Below are 16411 nucleotides of genomic sequence, written 5' to 3' on the forward strand. Positions count from 1 at the left end.
GCTCAAGTCCTAAGTACTGAGACAAGTCCCTGAAAACAACAAAGCCCCTTGCGGGGCTTTGTTGTTGGTTCAGCTGCACAAATCAGATCAATCAGATCAGGCCGGAATAAAGCTACGGATATGCGCCATCAGCTCGTCTTCCTGATACGGCTTGCCCATGAACACGTTCACACCCAACTCGGCCGCGTAGTTGCGGTGTTTGTCGGCAGTACGTGAGGTGATCATGATGACCGGAATGTGGCGGGTGTCATCGTTGGCGCGCACGTTACGGGTCAGCTCAAAGCCATCCATCCGTGGCATTTCGATATCCACCAGCATCACCGCCGGTTTGATGTCCTGCAACTGCTGAAGGGCGTCTACGCCATCTTTGGCGGTCAGCACCTGGAAGCCTTCGCGGGTCAGCAAGCGGCTGGCGATCTTGCGCACGGTCAGCGAATCGTCCACCACCATGACCACCGGTGTGGTTTGCAGTTGTTCCGGCGCAATCGAGATCGCACCGGCTTGCTGAGTCGCCACTTCACCGCGTGCCAGCAGGGCCAGCGGATTCAGGATCAGCACGATATCGCCGTTACCCAGCACCGTGGAACCGGCCACGCCTGGAATCCGCGCCAGTTGCGGGCCGATGGATTTCACCACCACTTCCTGGTTCTTCACCAGTTCGTCCACGTGCAACGCCATGCGGTTGGCACCGGAGCGCAGCAATAGCACGGTAGAGAAGCGCTTGGTTTCCGGCATGCTCGCGCCGTCACCCAGCAAACGCGGGAAGTACGAGAACGGATAGCGACCACCGAGCCAGTCTTGCGAACGGGTTTCGTACAAGCGAGCCAAGGCTTCTTGCTTCAGTTCCTGTACCTGTTCGATCATCACCGACGGAATCGCGTATTGATGATCACCGGACTTGATCAGCAGCACTTGCGTTACGGCCAGGGTCAGCGGCAGGTGAATGGTAAAGCTGGTGCCTTCGCCGGTGACGCTATCGACGTCGATACGGCCACCGAGGTTACCGATTTCGTTCTTCACCACGTCCATGCCGATGCCGCGACCGGAAATCTGCGTCACGGTAGAAGCGGTGGAGAAACCTGGCTCAAAGATCACCTGCATCAGATCGCGGTCAGCCACGGTGACACCGGCTTCGATCAGCCCGCGTTCCAGCGCCTTGGCGCGAATCCGCTCAATATTCAGGCCTTTGCCGTCATCCTTGAGCATCACTACCAGTTCGTTGCCTTCCTGGCGCACTTCAACCTGGACTTCACCAAACTCGCTCTTGCCAGCGGCAGCGCGTTCTTCCGGTGTTTCCAGACCATGGTCAATGGCGTTACGCAGCATGTGCTCGAATGGCGAAACCATTTTTTCCAGCACGCCACGGTCAATTTCCACGCGACCACCGCGCAATTCCAGGTTGACCTTCTTGCCCACCTCTTTACCGGTCTGGCGGGTCAGGCGATACAAACGGTCAGAGATGCTGGAGAACGGCACCATGCGCACGCGCATCAGGCTTTGTTGCAGTTCTTTGGTCATCCGGGCCTGCGCGGTCAGCGCGGCGGCGGATTCATCCACGTTTTTCAGCAAGTTATGCTGAATGGTTGCCACGTCGTTCACGCTTTCGGCGATGAAACGGGTGACTTCCTGCAGACGGGTAAAGCGGTCGAATTCCAGCGGGTCGAACGACTGGTTCGATTCCTGGAATTCACGCGTGCGCGCCTGCATTTGCGATTCGGCCTGGATTTCCAGTTCACGCATTTGCGTGCGCAGACGCGTCACGTTTTCGGTCAGATCCAGCAAGGAGCTCTTGAGCGCCAGCATTTCCGATTCGATGCGCGAACGGGCAATCGACACTTCACCGGCCTGGTTAACCAGATTGTCGACCAGTTCAGAGCGCACGCGAATGGTGGTCTTGCCTTCGGCATCCGGCGCGGCAGCCAGCAATGGTTGCTGCGCAGTGCGGTTTTGCGTAGCGGCAACAGCCTGCGCGCTTTGCCCAACCACATCAGACGGCTTGGGCGTACGGCCAGCCAGTTCGTCGAACAACAGGTTGATCAGGTCATAGTCGGCTTCGAGCTCATCGACCAGCGGGCCGGATACGGCCGCCCCGCTCGCCAGCAGGCGTGATTCCATGCGGTGAGTCGCCTCACCCATGCGCATCGCGCCCGACATCCGTGCGCTACCTTTGAGGGTATGCAGAATGCGTTTGAGCTTGTCGGCGTCTTCTGCCTCGCCTTCGCGCAGGCCGCGCAGAGCGCCGCCGATTTGCGGCAGCAGCTCATCGCCTTCTTCCACAAACACCGGCAGCAACTGATCGTCAATTTCATCGGTCAGTGTTTGATCCAGCTCGGCTTTGCGTTCGGTCAGCGAGTGACCCATGCCCAGCAGCACTTCGGGCAGCGAGTCATGCGCAATGGCCAACGGGGTCAGCAGTTGTTCCAGTTCGGGCGAAGTGTGATCTTCGACGACCAGATCGCTTGCTGCAGGCTCTGCCAGCAATTCGCTGATCGCAGGTGTCACCTCATCCACCGTTACCGGTTCGATTTCGGCGGCAGGTTCTTCGACGACTTCTGGCTCGGCATCGGCGACCACGGCTTCCAGCGGCGCTTCTTCAGCAACCGCTTCTTCTTCCGCAGCCACCTCGGCAATTGCCGGCTCGACGTGTTCAGCAGTAACGGTGTCGGTAGCGTTCGTCGCGACCAGCTCAACGACGGTTGTGCCGTGAGTCGCCGGTGCGTCAGCTTCTGCCAACGTATCTTCATGCAAAGCAACGTGATCAAGCTCGGCGGCGTGCTCTTCCAGTGCTTGCGGGAACGAAGTCAGCAACAGCTCGTCGGCAAACTCCGGTGTTTCAGTGGCATCGACAATTTCGTGTTCAGCCGCTTCAGCCGCTGAGTGATCTGCAAGCTCGGTGAACTCCGTGGCTTCAGGAACCACCAGCGCGTCTGCCGTAGCCACAGGCTCAACCGATTCAGGCGCGCTGAGTTCGTCCAGTTCGCCCAGATCATCCAGGTTCAGCTCGTCCAGCGACAGCTCGCCGATATCCAGTTCCAGCGATTCATCAGTGGCGGGCGCCGCGAAGTGCAGGGCGTGATCCAGTTCCACCGGAGCGCCGTCCGCATCCAGCTCAGCGCCATCCAGCAGCGCCAGAGCGGCCAGTTCGTCATGGTCAGGTTCGGTTAGCTCGAACTCATCCAGATTGATCTCGCCGAGCGACAAGGCATCGGCGCTGGCTACGCTGTGGCTGGCCTCGGCCTGCGCTGGCTCGACTTCATCCAGCGTGAGTTCGTCCAGATTCAGCTCGGCACCATCTTGCGGCAAAGCGCCGAAAGAAATTTCTTCATCCAGCGAAATCGACAGCGGTTCGTCGCTGGCGGCCAACGCGGCGATTTCTGCGGTGCCGGTGCCTGGGTCACGCTGCGCAAAAATCTCCTGCAGCATGGTTTCCAGGCGGTTCACGGCAGCAATTTGCGGTTCGGTAGCGTCTGGGTTGGATTTTTGCAGCGATTGTTCCAGCGCATATGCCAGATCGCCCAGGCCACTGAAGCCGGCAGTGGCTCCAATGCCACCCAAGGTATGTGCGGCCAGCAAGAACGCGGGCGGCTGTGCGTCGCCTTGTTCCAGCGCAGTGCGACCTTGCGTGAGTGTCTGCAGATGGCGCGCCGCTTCGTCGCAGAAAATGCCGAACAAGGTGCGGGACACCGCGACATCGCCAATCTGGATATCGTCGGCTTCGACTTCGACAACCGGCTCACCCGCCATATCGACGGTCAGTGTGTCTTCTTCTACGGACTCAACGACGGGTTCAGCTGCAATCTGCGGCTCAGTGGCGACAGGTTCAATTACCGGTGCATGGACCACAGGCGCAACGGACGGCGCAGCCAGCGCAGTACCGTGATCCAGTTGTTGCTTGAGCGCTTCGGCGCGGGCCGTCAGTACGCTTGGGTCTACTTGCGCGCCGCCGGTTTCGGACAACTGCGCCACCCAGCCACGGAAGGCATCGTGGGCGTCGCCGACCAGAGCCAGAACTTCCGGTGTGGCTGGCGTTTCGGCTTGCAGCCATTTGTTCATGACCTGTTCAATGGCCCAGGCTACTTCGCCCAGGTTGAACAGACCGACCATGCGACCGCTACCTTTGAGGGTGTGGAAACCACGGCGAATCACCGTGAGCGATTCGCGATCGTGCGGCGCGTGACGGCTGATATCGAGCTGGCTGGAAATGGTGGCCAGCACTTCGGCCGCTTCTTCCAGATAGACTTCCAGCAACTCGGCATCGACCGCTTCTTCGGATGCGGGCAGTGGCCGGCTTTCTACCGGTTCGCTGATCTCGATGTGTTCCGGCTCGGCGCTCGCGGCTTCGCCCATGGGCGGCTCGGCTTCCAGCGCAGCAGCCAGTTCAGCATGCTCAACGGGTGCCGGCGCAATGCCAGTCAGGCGGGTCAGCATCGGGCGCAACAGCGTGGCGCCATCGTCGCGGCCTTGTTCCAGCCCATCCACATAGAAGCCAATGGTGGAGAACGCTTCGGCCAGTTCTTCCAGCTCGGCGGCTTGCGGATCTTCGGTGGCGGCGGCCAACGCGTGAACGCGTTCGTGGCAGGCCAGCAGTAGCGAGACTGCATCCTGGCAATCGAGCATCATCAGGGCGCCTTGCACCTGATTGATGGTGCCATCCAGACCGGTCAGCGCGGCACGCTGGCTTGGGTCGCGGAAGAAGGCGTCCAGAGTGTCTTCAATATTGCGCAGGTTGCTGCGCATTTCTTGCGCCAATTGCGCGACCAGCAGTTTTTCTTGCGCTTCGCGGCTGACGGCATCCAGTTGCGGCAGATCGATTTCTGCGGCCATGGCCGGGTTAGCCAGGCGCTGCAACATGGCATCGACTTGCGGCGGGAAGTCTGACGATTGCTGCGGGTAAATGGCCAGGGCGCTGTCGGCCAGCAACAGGGCAGTGGCCAGTTCCAGCGCTTCGGGCTCGCTGATGCCGCGACCGGCACAACGTTCAAACACGCCCGATACGCCTTGCCACAGCTTTTGCAGGCCAGGGATATCCAGCTCTTCGCAATGCGCGGCCAGGCGATTGATGTCGTTGGCCAGTTGCGGCAGGCGATCTTGCTGACCAGCGGCCACGCGGCTCCACAGGTCTTTGGCGTTGCTCAGTTCTTCACGCAGGGCACGGGCCGTTTGCGCGCGGGCCTGGGCTTGCGGCGACAAAGTGCTGGCACCAGCATCGGCCAGCATGCCTTCCAGTTCGAAAGCCTGTTTCAGGCGCAGTGCCAGATGGCTCTGGCTGCGGTCATGCGCCAAGAGATACAGCAAGTCGCGGAACAAGCGCTCGGCAACGCGGCTGGAACCGTCGGCCAGTCGTCGCAGTTGCAGGTTCAGGCGCATCAGCAGCAGGCGCGGGTCCAGATCCGGCGTGTTGTCGTTGCTTGGCAATGCGTCGACCACCGCAGCAGCACTCCACCAGAAGGCGCGCGGCAGCATATTGTTTTGGGCGCTGGCCAGTTCGGTCAGGCTTTTGGCCATGGCGGTAGCACCCGCGGCATCGCGGGCACGCAGCCAGCGCAGCAGGCCGGATTCATAACGAGTACGTTGCTGTTTCACCCAGGCCGGAACATCGGCTTCGGCTACGGCATGGTGCGGAAAGTCAGCCGGTACCACCAGTTGGCCCAACTGCGGAAAGAACAGTTCGGCGCCACTGATGGTGTGGCCACGCATGGCCGCTACTTTGGACAGTTGTTCGCGCAATACCAGCGGTACGTTCGGCGCACCGGCAGAAATCCGTTCCAGATAACTGATCGTATCTGCGGTAACGGCGATGGCGGTTTCCAGCGCGTGGTTGCCGGTTTCTTCACGGGCCACGCTGGCAACCAGCAGTTCAGCTTCTTCGCAATAACGCGCCAAGCCTTGTAGTTCGACCATTTGCAAGGCGCCTACGGCCTGGTGCAGATGGGTTTGCGCATGCTTGAGCAGAGCGGCGTCCTGGACGCTGCCAAACTGCTTGAGCGCCTCGGCCGCACGGCTCAAGGTTTGTTCAAGCTCTCCCTTGACCCAGATCAGGGAGCCTTGATCGAATTCGGTATGCACGCTCATGAGGATGACCCGGTTCGTTCAAGGGGCCGACATTCTCGCGCTGACCGTCGCGCGCTGACTGAACCTGGCAAAGTACAGCGCAGGGCAGGGCGAAATGGTCATTGCGGTTTGTCAGCCCCTCAAAATTAATGCTGTGGAGCCAGGCACCGCGCAACCCGATGCTGCATGGAAGCACCAAGGGGTTACGCGGGTGCAATACGCCCGATGTTTAGTTGAGTTTGAAGCCGGACACCGAGCTCTTCAGCCCTTCTGCCAGTCCGTTCAATTGACCGACCACGACCGCAGACTGTTTCACACCGGCGGAGGTTTGTTCGGTCACCGACAAAATGTCGCGCATGGAGGCATTCACGCGGGCGGCCAGTGCGGCTTGCCCTTCGGTTTCCTGCGCAATCGACTGAATCTGCACCGCCAGATCGCGGGTAACGCGTTCGATCTCGGTCAGTGCGCGACCGGCCGCATCAGACAGCTTGGCCCCTTCGACCACGCCCTGTGTGGACACTTCCATCGCCGCTACCGCGTCATGGGTATCGGTCTGAATGGTCTTCACAATCGCGCCGATCTGCTTGGTCGCTTCGCCGGAACGTTCCGCCAGACGCTGAACTTCTTCCGCAACCACCGAGAAGCCGCGACCGGCATCACCCGCCGCCGCCGCCTGAATCGCCGCGTTCAACGCCAACACGTTGGTCTGTTCGGTAATGTCGGAAATCAGTTCAACGATTTCACCAATTTCCTGTGACGATTCACCCAGACGTTTAATCCGTTTCGCGGTTTCCTGAATCTGTTCGCGAATTTCGTTCATGCCCTTGATCTGGTTGTTTACCGCAGAGGCGCCCTGTTCAGCAGCAGCCAGTGAGGACTGCGCAACCTCAGCCGACTGGTTGGCGGTGGCAGAAACGTCCTGGATCGAGCGCACCATCTGTTCAACGGTCTGGTTGGTGCTGACAATTTCGCGCGACTGGCGATCCGCCGCCGCGATCAGTTCGGTCGACACGCCTTGCGCTTCGCCGGTGGCCTGACCCACCTGATCGGTTGCCCGGTTAATACCGGTAATCAGCGAGCGCAGCTCTTCAATGGTGTAGTTGATCGAGTCGGCAATCGCGCCGGTCAAGTCTTCAGTCACCGAAGCGCGCACGGTCAAGTCACCGTCGGCCAGGTCGGACATTTCGTTCAGCAAGCGCAAAATCGCTTCCTGGTTCTTTTTGTTTTCGCCTTCGATCTGCAAGCGGCGACGTACCGAATCCTGGTTGTACACGCGTTGCAGGAAGTACAGCGCAGCCAGCGCAGTGCCGATGAACAAGAATTCGAGCACCGTCACCAGCACGCTACCGGCGGTGTTTTCGTACACGCTGGCCAGTTCGATGGAGTTCTTCAGCAGCGGTTCGGAATCACGCACGATGGTCTGGTTGGCCAGACGCGTGTTCACCATTGGCTGCATGTTGTGCGAGAAGGACGTCACCACCGTCTGGAAGCGGGTGAAGTAAGTGCGGATTTCCTGCAGCTTGCTCACCATGGCCGAGGTGTTGGCCGGGCGAATCTGCAACTCGTCGCTGCCATCAATAAAGCCGGTGATGATGTCGCCGAAGGTCGAGGTATCTTTACCCAGCAAGAACACGGTTTCCGGGTTGATCAACTCACTGGCCAGCAGGGCGTTGGCGTTCTTGGCCATACGCTGCGACAACATGGCCAGCTGGTTGGCGTAGTCCAGTTCGTGCACTGTGCCACCGCCTTCCGACAACATGGCGGCAAATTGCTGAGTCAGTTCCAGCAAGCGCGCATCGTTCTCGTTAATACCGGCAACGCTCTTGCCCACGGTAATCAGCGGCTGCTTTTGCTTGATGATGGTGTCAACGGTCGGGCGGCTGGGGTTGGGGCGGAAAGACTGGGTCCAGACCTGATCCACCGCATCCAGCGTGCCGGACGGGTTACGCACAAACACGCCAAACAGACTGTGACCGGACAGGCTCATCAAATCCTTGTCGAAACGACCATAGGCGTCTTCCAGAATCTTGAAGGCCTCCGGGTCACCCCGTACTGCCAGCGTGGATGCCCGCGCGATCCGCTGCGACAACATCTGCATTTCCGTAGCGGTTGAACGACGTTCCGCGTTCACACCAGAAGCCTGGAAAGCGAAGAAGGCAATCAGCGCGGCGCCGACACCGGCTACACCCACGGTACCGAGCAACCACGCCACTTGCTGGCGCGCCGGCAAGTGGCCAATCAGTGGAACCGGACGCAGAACGGAATCTTCGTTGCCTTCTGGCAAACGCAGTTTTTCCAGAATCCACGTGGTTTTTGCTGAGTCCAGCTTGGCGCCAGACGCGTCAACTGACTTGTTCTTGCGGCCAAATAAACCCTTCAGGCCATCCGCTTTCAATGCCATTTGGTGCTTCTCCCTGATACTGCCCCTGTCCGCCTACGCGCTCTGTGGTGCGCGTTTCACGTCAGTCGCTTGCGCGAATTATGCAATTAGTGATGCGTGATAATCCGTTGTTCTTGCAGCGTTTGTCCACGCCACCCGGTGTGCCGGGCAGGCAGTGGGCGCTGTCAGTTCACACCGGCCTGTAGAAAATGTGGGTCGACCGCCAGACGGGCTACATCCAGGGTTTGCCATTGTCCGCCTGCAGCATCGCGGAACTGCGCTTGCGCCCACGGATGCAGGCTTTGCGTCGCCTCGCCCTGCATATCGGCCAAATGCTTCAGACCGAGCATGCGATCAACCAGCACTGCCGAGTGCAAAATGTGGCGCGGGTGCAACAAAATCAGGCGCGCCGCAGCACTGGTAGTGAGTGTCGGCCCGCCAAAAAATGCAGAAATGTCGGATACGCTGACCAGATTGCCCCGCACATTGGATACGCCGCGAAACCAGGGCTGCGCCAGCGGCACGCCAGATACCTGAGGCACCGGCATGACCTCGGCCACGTCGGCCAGATCCACCAGCCAGTTGGCATCGCCAATGCGCACGCCCAGATGGGCGTCGACATGCTCGGCGGATGCCGCCGTTTTCAGGCGCGCAACCACCCCTTCCTGGTACTCGCGCAAGCTGATGCGCTTGGCCATGTTCATTCCCCCCGGAATCTTGCTCTTAGCCTGCTTGTTTTAGTCTGGCCAAGTGAGTCGCCAATCTGCTTACAGTGCGGCGATCTTGTTGAACAGCTCTTGCGGATCGACCGGTTTGACGATGTATTCCACCGCGCCTTGTCGCTTGCCCCACACCATGTCGGTCTCCTGGTTCTTGGAGGTACACATGATGATCGGAATATGTTTCGTTACTTCATCACGCGAAATCTGGCGTGTTGCCTGGAAGCCATTCATGCCTGGCATCACGACGTCCATCAAGATCAGGTCGGGCATGATTTCTTTAACCTTGCCTACTGCTTCTTCGCCTGATTCGGCGGTCAACACCTGGTATCCGGCTTTGCTGAGCAGCTCGCCGAGGAAGTGACGCTCGGTTGGAGAATCATCAACAATCAGCACTTTTTTGATAGACATGAGACTGGGTTCCGTTTTTGAGGTGTTCCGGGTATTACATGCCAGCCGGGATTTTGGGGCCGGCCAGGCAACAACTAAACAACGATTAACCTGGCTGCCGCGCCTTGGCGTGCTGGTCGACGGCAGTCAGTAAACTGTCTTTGGTAAATGGTTTGGTCAGATATTCATCCGAACCCACCATGCGCCCGCGGGCACGATCAAACAGGCCATCCTTGGATGACAGCATGATCACCGGCGTGGCTTTGAATCTCGGGTTTTTCTTGATCAGCGAACAGGTTTGATAGCCATCCAGCCGCGGCATCATCACATCCACAAAAATCACGTCGGGGTTGTGGTCGCTCACTTTGGACAGCGCGTCAAAACCGTCTTCTGCCAGGATGACTTCGCAACCGGCCTGCCCGAGAAAAATTTCTGCACTACGACGGATGGTGTTGCTGTCGTCAATCACCATCACTTTGACCCCGGTAAGACTGGGCATGGTGTTTCTCTCCTGATACTGCAACAACTTGGGTGCGGTCGTTCCGACGCTTTTGGGCCTTGCTTACAACGCGACTCAGCGCACTCTGAACAGGCGATGGGCATGATGTGTCGAGGATCATACCGGCGCATTCTCGAATTAGACAAGGCTAATGCGCGCACGGTGTTGCGAGCGGCGCAGCCAGCGTGATATCCGGTATCCCGAACCCGAAAAGCCTGTGATTTTCAAGAGTTTCTGCGTTTTCTGCCTGACTGGGTGACACGCGGCAGTAACGCAGCGACGTCTGGCGGAAAAGCGCGCCGGGCGGGTTGAATTCTGATTATTGCTTTCCTTATATGATCGTATGAAAGCATTTGATCTGAATCAGTCTGGCGCCTGTTTTCGCGGTGATATTGCCCAAGTCGGGTAAAACCACTGCCCATCTGCCTTCTCCCCAATTCATACCTTTCGGGATTCAAAGGTTGTTCTTTCGCCCGTGCTGCCTGGCTCGAGAATCGGTAAAGGCCGGGTCAAGCGGCGACCATCACAATATTTCCAACGTAACGCAAGGAGTCATCATGTCTTTGATCGATCAAATTGGCAGCATGCTGGGCGGTTCAAGTGGCGATGAGGCCAACGCGGGCGCATTGAAAACGCTGCTGGATCAGAGCGGTGGTATCAGTGGCCTGATCAGCAAGTTCCAGCAAGGCGGACTGGGTGAAGTGGCGCAGTCGTGGATCAGCTCTGGCCAGAATCTGCCTATTTCGGCAGATCAGCTGCATCAGGTACTGGGCAGCGATACCGTTGCCGCCGTGGCGCAAAAACTGGGCGTGGACCCGCAAGAAGCGGCCAGCCATCTTTCGCAATTGTTGCCTAAAGCGGTGGATACGCTCACACCGAATGGCGAATTGCCTAGCTCGGACAGCCTGTTGTCATCCGGACTGGATATCCTGAAGGGCAAGTTGTTCGGTTGATTGCGCAAAGACATCGGGCGCCGCGCAGGCACCCGATGTCTTTATGCCAGCAAACGGGCCGCCACTGCGCGGCCCGTTTTGCGTCCTTCGCGAATGGCGTAATTGGTGCCGCGATCTTCCGGGTAAATCTGCGCCATTGACGCCAGCGTCATGCCCGGCACCGGGCCTTGTTCGGGCGGAATCAACTGGCTGTAGTGTTTTTCAACTACTGGCTGCGACCAGCGCGCCTTCCATACGTGATGGCGCAGGATCCAGTCGCGGGTAAATTCCGGGAACATCTTTTGCAAATAAGGGATGGAGAAATCCAGCACCTCATCGGCGCTCATGGCATACAGCGCGTCGGTATGCGGCAGGTATTTGGAGAGATAAACAATGTGCCGCCCGCCATAAGTCTCGGCTTTCTCGAAGTTGGTATGTTCGATCACGCCCACAAACGGGAAGGTCGGGTCATTCACGTTCAGCCAGTAGGTTTTGGACAAACTGCGGTCCAGTTCCAGCACCAGACATACGTTGGCCAGATAGTGGATGCGGTTCAGCTTGGCCAGGTAATCCGGCGCAGCCCAATGCTGGATCATCCCGGCAATCAGCGGCAACGCCGGCGTAGCGATGATCTCGTCGGCAATCAGCAAACCGGCCGGGGTTTCGATATGGAACTTGCCGTCGATGCGCTCAAAACGTTGCACTGGCGTATTGGTCAGCACGCGCCCGCCCAGACGCTTGAGTTGAATGGACAGTGATTCAGCCAGCGCCACAAAGCCGCCTTTGAAATAGGCCAGCCGTTCTTCGCCTCCTTTGCCACGACTACCGCCGCGCAACTTGAGCTTGTTCCAGAACCACACGGCGGAGATATCGTCGGCCACCGGACCGAATTTGCCCTTGAGCAACGGCTCCCACACCACCTTGTAAACCTGCTCGCCGCCCAGCTCCTTGAGCCACTCGGCGGCAGTTTTACCTTCCAGCTCCATCCAGTTTTTGACCTTGCGTGCCCGCAGGGCCAACAGGCCTAGCCGGATGCGGTCGGTAAAGCACAGTGGCGTAAAGCGCAGCAGATCGCCCGGCGTGGAGAGTTTGAAGAAGTGATTGGCGAACCACACGCCGGTATTGGTGGGGTTGATCGCTACGTGTTCGTTCAGATGCAGCTCATCAATCAGCTGCATCACTTCGCGGTCATTGGTAAACCAGTGGTGATAAAAGCGGTCGAGCTTTTCACCGGCCACATCAAACGCTCCGGCCAGACCGCCGATTTCGCTGTCCGCTTCCAGCACAGTGACGTCGATGCCCGCTTTGGCCAGTTCATAAGCGGCAGCAAGACCAGTAAAACCGCCGCCGATCACGGCAACGCGAGTGGTAGTGGGTAGCGCGGTCATTGTTCTTCTTCTCTTTCTTGTTCTTTTGCGGCGCGAATATCGCGGGCCAGCGGGTTAACGACGAGATAAAGGCCGCCCAAAATGGTGGGCGGCAGCCACAACAACAGATGGACGACCAAGGCAAACGCAGTAGCGGCGACGGTGGAATTTGCCAGCGCCGTCATCGCGTGCACGGTGAAGTAATCAAAGGTGCCCACATAACCGGGCGTGGAGGGGATCAGCGTGGCCAGCGTGCCCACCGGCAAGGCCAGCCAGCCTGCTTGCGGGGCGATCAGATCCGGCAGCGCCAGCCCGGCAAAATAGAACACAAAACCTTCAGCCAGCCATGCCGTCAGCGACCAGCCTACCAGCCGCAACATGCTGCCGCCTTTGGCCAGATGCGCCAGTGTGGCCAGACCTTTGTTGACCTCGGCGCGCAGCTTTTCGCCAATGCCTGGCGCGAAGTGGGCGATGAGCGCAGTGACGCCACGCGCCAGCGGCGAGAACGCTTGCGGAAACACCAGTACGCCAAAAATCGCCAGCGCCAAAGCAAACAGAAAACCCGCGCCCACACCGGCAAAGCTGGCGGCGTTCAGACTGAAAGCAGTTAGCGCGGCGCCCAGCAACACCAGCACCATCAACAGGTCCAGCAAGCGCTCGACAAACAACGTCGCCAGCACCGTGCCGGAGGTAGTCCCCAGACGGCTGTTAAAGGCGAACGCGCGCAACACATCCCCAGCCCGAAACGGCAATACGTTGTTGGCGGCAAAACTGGCCAGCAACGGACCGGCGCAAGTGAACCAGCTAATGCCGGGAACATCTTTGGCCAGCATGGAACGCCAGCGCGCAATGCGACACGAATACCCGACGCAGAACGCACCCAGTGCGGCCAGTACCCAGGCGTATTGCGTGGCGGCGAGGGCTGCGACCAAACCATGCCAGTCGATCTGGCGGACGATCAGCCACGTGAACAGCACTGCCAACAGCGCGCCCAGCAACAGCCGAACTAGCGATTTCGAATTCATTGACGGCTCATTATTTGCGATCCACTACCGGGCTGCGGCTGCTCTGCGGGCCATCGGTGCCGGCATAGCCGATATATTCGTCCACCACGTACAAAGGGCGGCGTTTGACTTCGCTGTAAATGCGGCCGACGTACTCGCCCAGAATGCCGACGCACACCAGTTGTACGCCACCAATAAACAGCACGGCGATCATCAAGGCGGTCCAGCCTTCGACCCAGATATCGGTAAACAGCCGTAAACCGATGGCATAGAGAATGCCCAGCAGCGCCAACGCGGCAGCGGTCATGCCTACGCCAATCGACAACTGCAAGGGTTTGCTGGAGAACGACAAAATGCCGTCGCTGGCAAAGCGGATCATCTTGCGCAGCGGGTATTTGCTTTCACCGGCAAAACGTTCGGCGCGAGCGTAGGGCAGGGAGACCTGTTTGAAGCCCGCCCAACTGACCATGCCGCGCACAAAGCGGTCGCGCTCCGGCATGGCGCGCAGCACGTCCACCACTTTGCGGCTCATCAGCCGGAAATCACCGGTATCCAGCGGGATAGGCACATCTGACAGCTTGTTCAGCAGGCGATAGAAAGTGCGGGCGGTGGAGAGCTTGAAAGCCGATTCGCCCGGTCGTTCGGTGCGGGTGCCATAAACCACGTCGTAGCCTTGACGCCAGCTGGCGATCATCTGGTGGATCAGCTCGGGCGGGTCTTGCAGATCGGCGTCGATCAACACCACGGCATCGCCGCGTGCGGCATCCAGCCCGGCCGAAACCGCAATCTGGTGGCCGAAATTGCGGGCGAAGGCCAGCAGGCGCACGTTTGGATTGGTGGCGGCGATCTCTTTGAGCAACACGCGAGTTTGATCGCGACTGCCGTCGTCGATGAACACCAGTTCGTAATCCAGATCAGTCAGCTCGCTGCAAAAGGAATTCAGACGGCGGATGGTTTCGCCGATGACTTCTTCCTCGTTGTAGCAAGGCACCACGATTGAAATGAGCGAGCGCGTCATGATTGAGGTCCGGTCACTTTTTGATCACTTTTTGATCCACAGGCCAACTTGCGAGCCGCCATCGGCATAGAACGGATGCCAGCTGTACTGGCTGCCAATGGCAGTATTGATGTTCTGCCACGCTGGTAAACCCATGCCCGCTTCGGCACGCGTCCAAGCGATATAGCGCACGTGATTCAGTGCCAGCCAATCGAGCGCTTCCGGGAAAGTGCCGTGGTAAAACGCCTTGGTTTTGTCCGACTGCATCCAGACATCACGCGGTGCGCCATGCCACAGACTGACGTGATTAGGCCAGCCTTGCATGGAAATCTGGTTGGAGAACAGCGCCACCAGTGTCTGGTTGGTATACGCGTCGCCATACCAGTTCTCCAGCAACACACCGCGTGGCGCGTTCTTGAGGTAGCCGACCATATCGCGCATCGGTGGGTCGTTCAGGAACGAGCGTGAGCCTTCCAGATGACCCGCGTCGGCTTTGCCGGTGCTCATCAGGTAATTAGCGGTGTCCCAGGCGTAAGTGCAGGTCAGTGCAAGCGATGCATAGGCAATCCAGCGCGTTACCTTGCGTTGACTGGCTAACGCCATGGTGCCCAGCGTGAGCAGCGCACCGCTGTACATCCAGCCCCACCATTTCATGGTGGTATTGGTGCGGATGAACTTGCCGCCGGAAGGGTCCTGCACGTAGATGAATTCGGAGATCACCAGCATGGCGCCAAAGGCAATAACCAGCATCAAAGCCAGCGGACGGGCGCGCTTTTCCAGCAGGGCCAGCCCCAGCAACACCAGCATGGGCCACAGAAAAGCGATAAACCGCAACACCGGGGTGTGATCCATCCAGCGTACAGGGTAGATCGGCGTGTTGATGGCCTGATTGGCCAGCCCGCTCAGATACGGATAAACCAGCAATGCGCTCAGCAAGCCGCCACCGATGATCGCCGTCCAGTCTGGCGGATTTTTCTGCTGATAACGCCAGCCGATCCAGCTCAATAGCAATACGGCAGAGAACGGAAAAATCCACGTATTGGTGATCAGCATGACCGGCACTGTGCCTGCCAGCAAAGCTTGCCCCAGCCGCGGCGACAGGGCGACTGCGCCCGCAATGGCCGGTGCCTCTAGCCACGCGATCAGCGCCAGTGCCAGGAACAGCAAGAAGTAACTACCCAGCGGCGGATGGAAATCGCCCAGATAGAACTGATAGCCAAAGTTCTCCATCGGGATTTCACGCGTTTCGAAATCCGGCGTGGGTTTGTTGGCCTCAGTCAGCGGCGGGAACAAAGCGCGACCCAGCGTGGTGCCTTGGTCCTTGATGCGCAATTCGTAGTTACCGATAAAGCGCGCGCTGCCCCACATGAAATCGTTGGCAACCCAATCCGGCGGCGTGGCCGGGTTGGGGTCGGCCACCAGATGCATGATCGGCGTGATGCCGGTGCCGCCCAGCGCCAAAGCCGCAATCAGCAGCAAGCGCGGGGCTTTGCGGGAGATGAAGCGGCTGGCGAAATCCCAGGCCAGCGACAGCGACAATGCCATGACCAGCACAAAGGCGATGTTGTAGGCAAAACCCGGCTGCCAATTGAACAAGCGGCCCATCAACGCCGCGCCATAGTGCTGGAAGGCGTAGTAAAAATCGAAATGATGCGGCGGATACCAGATATCCAGCGGCGGCAAGGTATCGCCTGGATAATAGTTCTGCATGAAGTACAGATCGGTCACGCGCTCGGAGGTCGGGTAAATGGAAGGCAGTACAAACTTCCAGGCCAGACCGTAGATAAACGCTGCTGCAAACACCCGCTCGGATGCCTTGAAGGCGGCGCTGCGGCATTCGATCTTTTGCAGCCACAGCGCGCCCAGTGCCAGCGCGCTGGTCAGTGGCCACGCCCAGCCAATCTGGCCCAGACCCACAAAGTGTTCCAGCGCGCACAACACCAATGTAACGCCCAGCACGCCCACCGCGCGGGCGATGGGATACGGCAACCAGTGGCCCAGCGTGGCCGTCAGCCCGGCCAGGTGCAGCCAAAGTAAAATCAGGCTGCCCAACAAGAAAATCATCGTCATGG

The 16411-nt window shown here is 59.0% G+C and carries 10 protein-coding genes; 1 reads left to right on the plus strand and 9 read right to left on the minus strand.

The features are described from left to right. Positions 1-96: 96 nt before the first annotated feature. The 5 genes from N7220_RS11835 to N7220_RS11855 form a co-directional block, all read right to left on the minus strand. Positions 97-6072 (minus strand): Hpt domain-containing protein, encoded by a 5976-nt coding sequence (locus N7220_RS11835; RefSeq protein ID WP_283147724.1) that lies wholly within the window; start codon positions 6070-6072, stop codon positions 97-99. A 208-nt stretch (positions 6073-6280) separates the two neighbouring features. Next, positions 6281-8452, minus strand: a complete 2172-nt coding sequence (locus tag N7220_RS11840) for a methyl-accepting chemotaxis protein (protein WP_283147725.1) — start codon at positions 8450-8452, stop codon at positions 6281-6283. Positions 8453-8616: 164 nt separating this feature from the next. Continuing rightward, a complete protein-coding gene (locus N7220_RS11845) occupies positions 8617-9129 on the minus strand; it encodes a chemotaxis protein CheW (RefSeq protein WP_283147726.1) in 513 nt (170 codons plus the stop codon). A 69-nt stretch (positions 9130-9198) separates the two neighbouring features. Beyond that, the gene (locus N7220_RS11850) at positions 9199-9561 is read right to left on the minus strand and encodes a response regulator (protein WP_283147727.1); all 363 of its coding nucleotides are present in this window, start codon (positions 9559-9561) and stop codon (positions 9199-9201) included. An 85-nt stretch (positions 9562-9646) separates the two neighbouring features. Continuing rightward, the gene (locus tag N7220_RS11855) at positions 9647-10039 is read right to left on the minus strand and encodes a response regulator (RefSeq protein ID WP_283147728.1); all 393 of its coding nucleotides are present in this window, start codon (positions 10037-10039) and stop codon (positions 9647-9649) included. Between the two features lie 386 nt (positions 10040-10425). On the opposite strand from N7220_RS11855, the gene N7220_RS11860 reads away from it, so the two are divergent. Then, positions 10426-10992, plus strand: a complete 567-nt coding sequence (locus tag N7220_RS11860; RefSeq protein ID WP_390901493.1) for a YidB family protein — start codon at positions 10426-10428, stop codon at positions 10990-10992. A 41-nt stretch (positions 10993-11033) separates the two neighbouring features. On the opposite strand, the gene N7220_RS11865 is transcribed toward N7220_RS11860, so the two are convergent. Genes N7220_RS11865 through N7220_RS11880 form a run of 4 tightly spaced genes read right to left on the minus strand, consistent with a single transcriptional unit; the run spans position 11034 to position 16409 of the window. Continuing rightward, complete coding sequence (locus tag N7220_RS11865; RefSeq protein ID WP_283147730.1) at positions 11034-12359, minus strand: NAD(P)/FAD-dependent oxidoreductase; 1326 nt, start codon at positions 12357-12359, stop codon at positions 11034-11036. Next, positions 12356-13363 (minus strand): lysylphosphatidylglycerol synthase transmembrane domain-containing protein, encoded by a 1008-nt coding sequence (locus N7220_RS11870; RefSeq protein WP_283147731.1) that lies wholly within the window; start codon positions 13361-13363, stop codon positions 12356-12358. The genes N7220_RS11865 and N7220_RS11870 overlap by 4 nt, the downstream gene beginning before the upstream one ends. 10 nt (positions 13364-13373) lie before the next feature. Continuing rightward, positions 13374-14360 (minus strand): glycosyltransferase family 2 protein, encoded by a 987-nt coding sequence (locus tag N7220_RS11875; protein WP_283147732.1) that lies wholly within the window; start codon positions 14358-14360, stop codon positions 13374-13376. Positions 14361-14384: 24 nt separating this feature from the next. After that, positions 14385-16409, minus strand: coding sequence for a DUF2298 domain-containing protein (locus N7220_RS11880; RefSeq protein WP_283147733.1), 2025 nt, complete (start codon positions 16407-16409; stop codon positions 14385-14387). Positions 16410-16411: the final 2 nt, after the last annotated feature.

This window comes from Silvimonas soli (genome assembly GCF_030035605.1).
In the GTDB taxonomy this organism is placed as follows: Bacteria; Pseudomonadota; Gammaproteobacteria; order Burkholderiales; family Chitinibacteraceae; genus Silvimonas; species Silvimonas soli.

Excerpts from the sequence above, each read along its gene's own strand:
- N7220_RS11835 (WP_283147724.1), bottom strand. The coding sequence starts at position 6,072 with ATGAGCGTGCATACCGAATTCGATCAAGGCTCCCTGATCTGGGTCAAG.
- N7220_RS11840 (WP_283147725.1), bottom strand. The coding sequence starts at position 8,452 with ATGGCATTGAAAGCGGATGGCCTGAAGGGTTTATTTGGCCGCAAGAAC.
- N7220_RS11845 (WP_283147726.1), bottom strand. The coding sequence starts at position 9,129 with ATGGCCAAGCGCATCAGCTTGCGCGAGTACCAGGAAGGGGTGGTTGCG.
- N7220_RS11850 (WP_283147727.1), bottom strand. The coding sequence starts at position 9,561 with ATGTCTATCAAAAAAGTGCTGATTGTTGATGATTCTCCAACCGAGCGT.
- N7220_RS11855 (WP_283147728.1), bottom strand. The coding sequence starts at position 10,039 with ATGCCCAGTCTTACCGGGGTCAAAGTGATGGTGATTGACGACAGCAAC.
- N7220_RS11865 (WP_283147730.1), bottom strand. The coding sequence starts at position 12,359 with ATGACCGCGCTACCCACTACCACTCGCGTTGCCGTGATCGGCGGCGGT.
- N7220_RS11870 (WP_283147731.1), bottom strand. The coding sequence starts at position 13,363 with ATGAATTCGAAATCGCTAGTTCGGCTGTTGCTGGGCGCGCTGTTGGCA.
- N7220_RS11875 (WP_283147732.1), bottom strand. The coding sequence starts at position 14,360 with ATGACGCGCTCGCTCATTTCAATCGTGGTGCCTTGCTACAACGAGGAA.
- N7220_RS11880 (WP_283147733.1), bottom strand. The coding sequence starts at position 16,409 with ATGACGATGATTTTCTTGTTGGGCAGCCTGATTTTACTTTGGCTGCAC.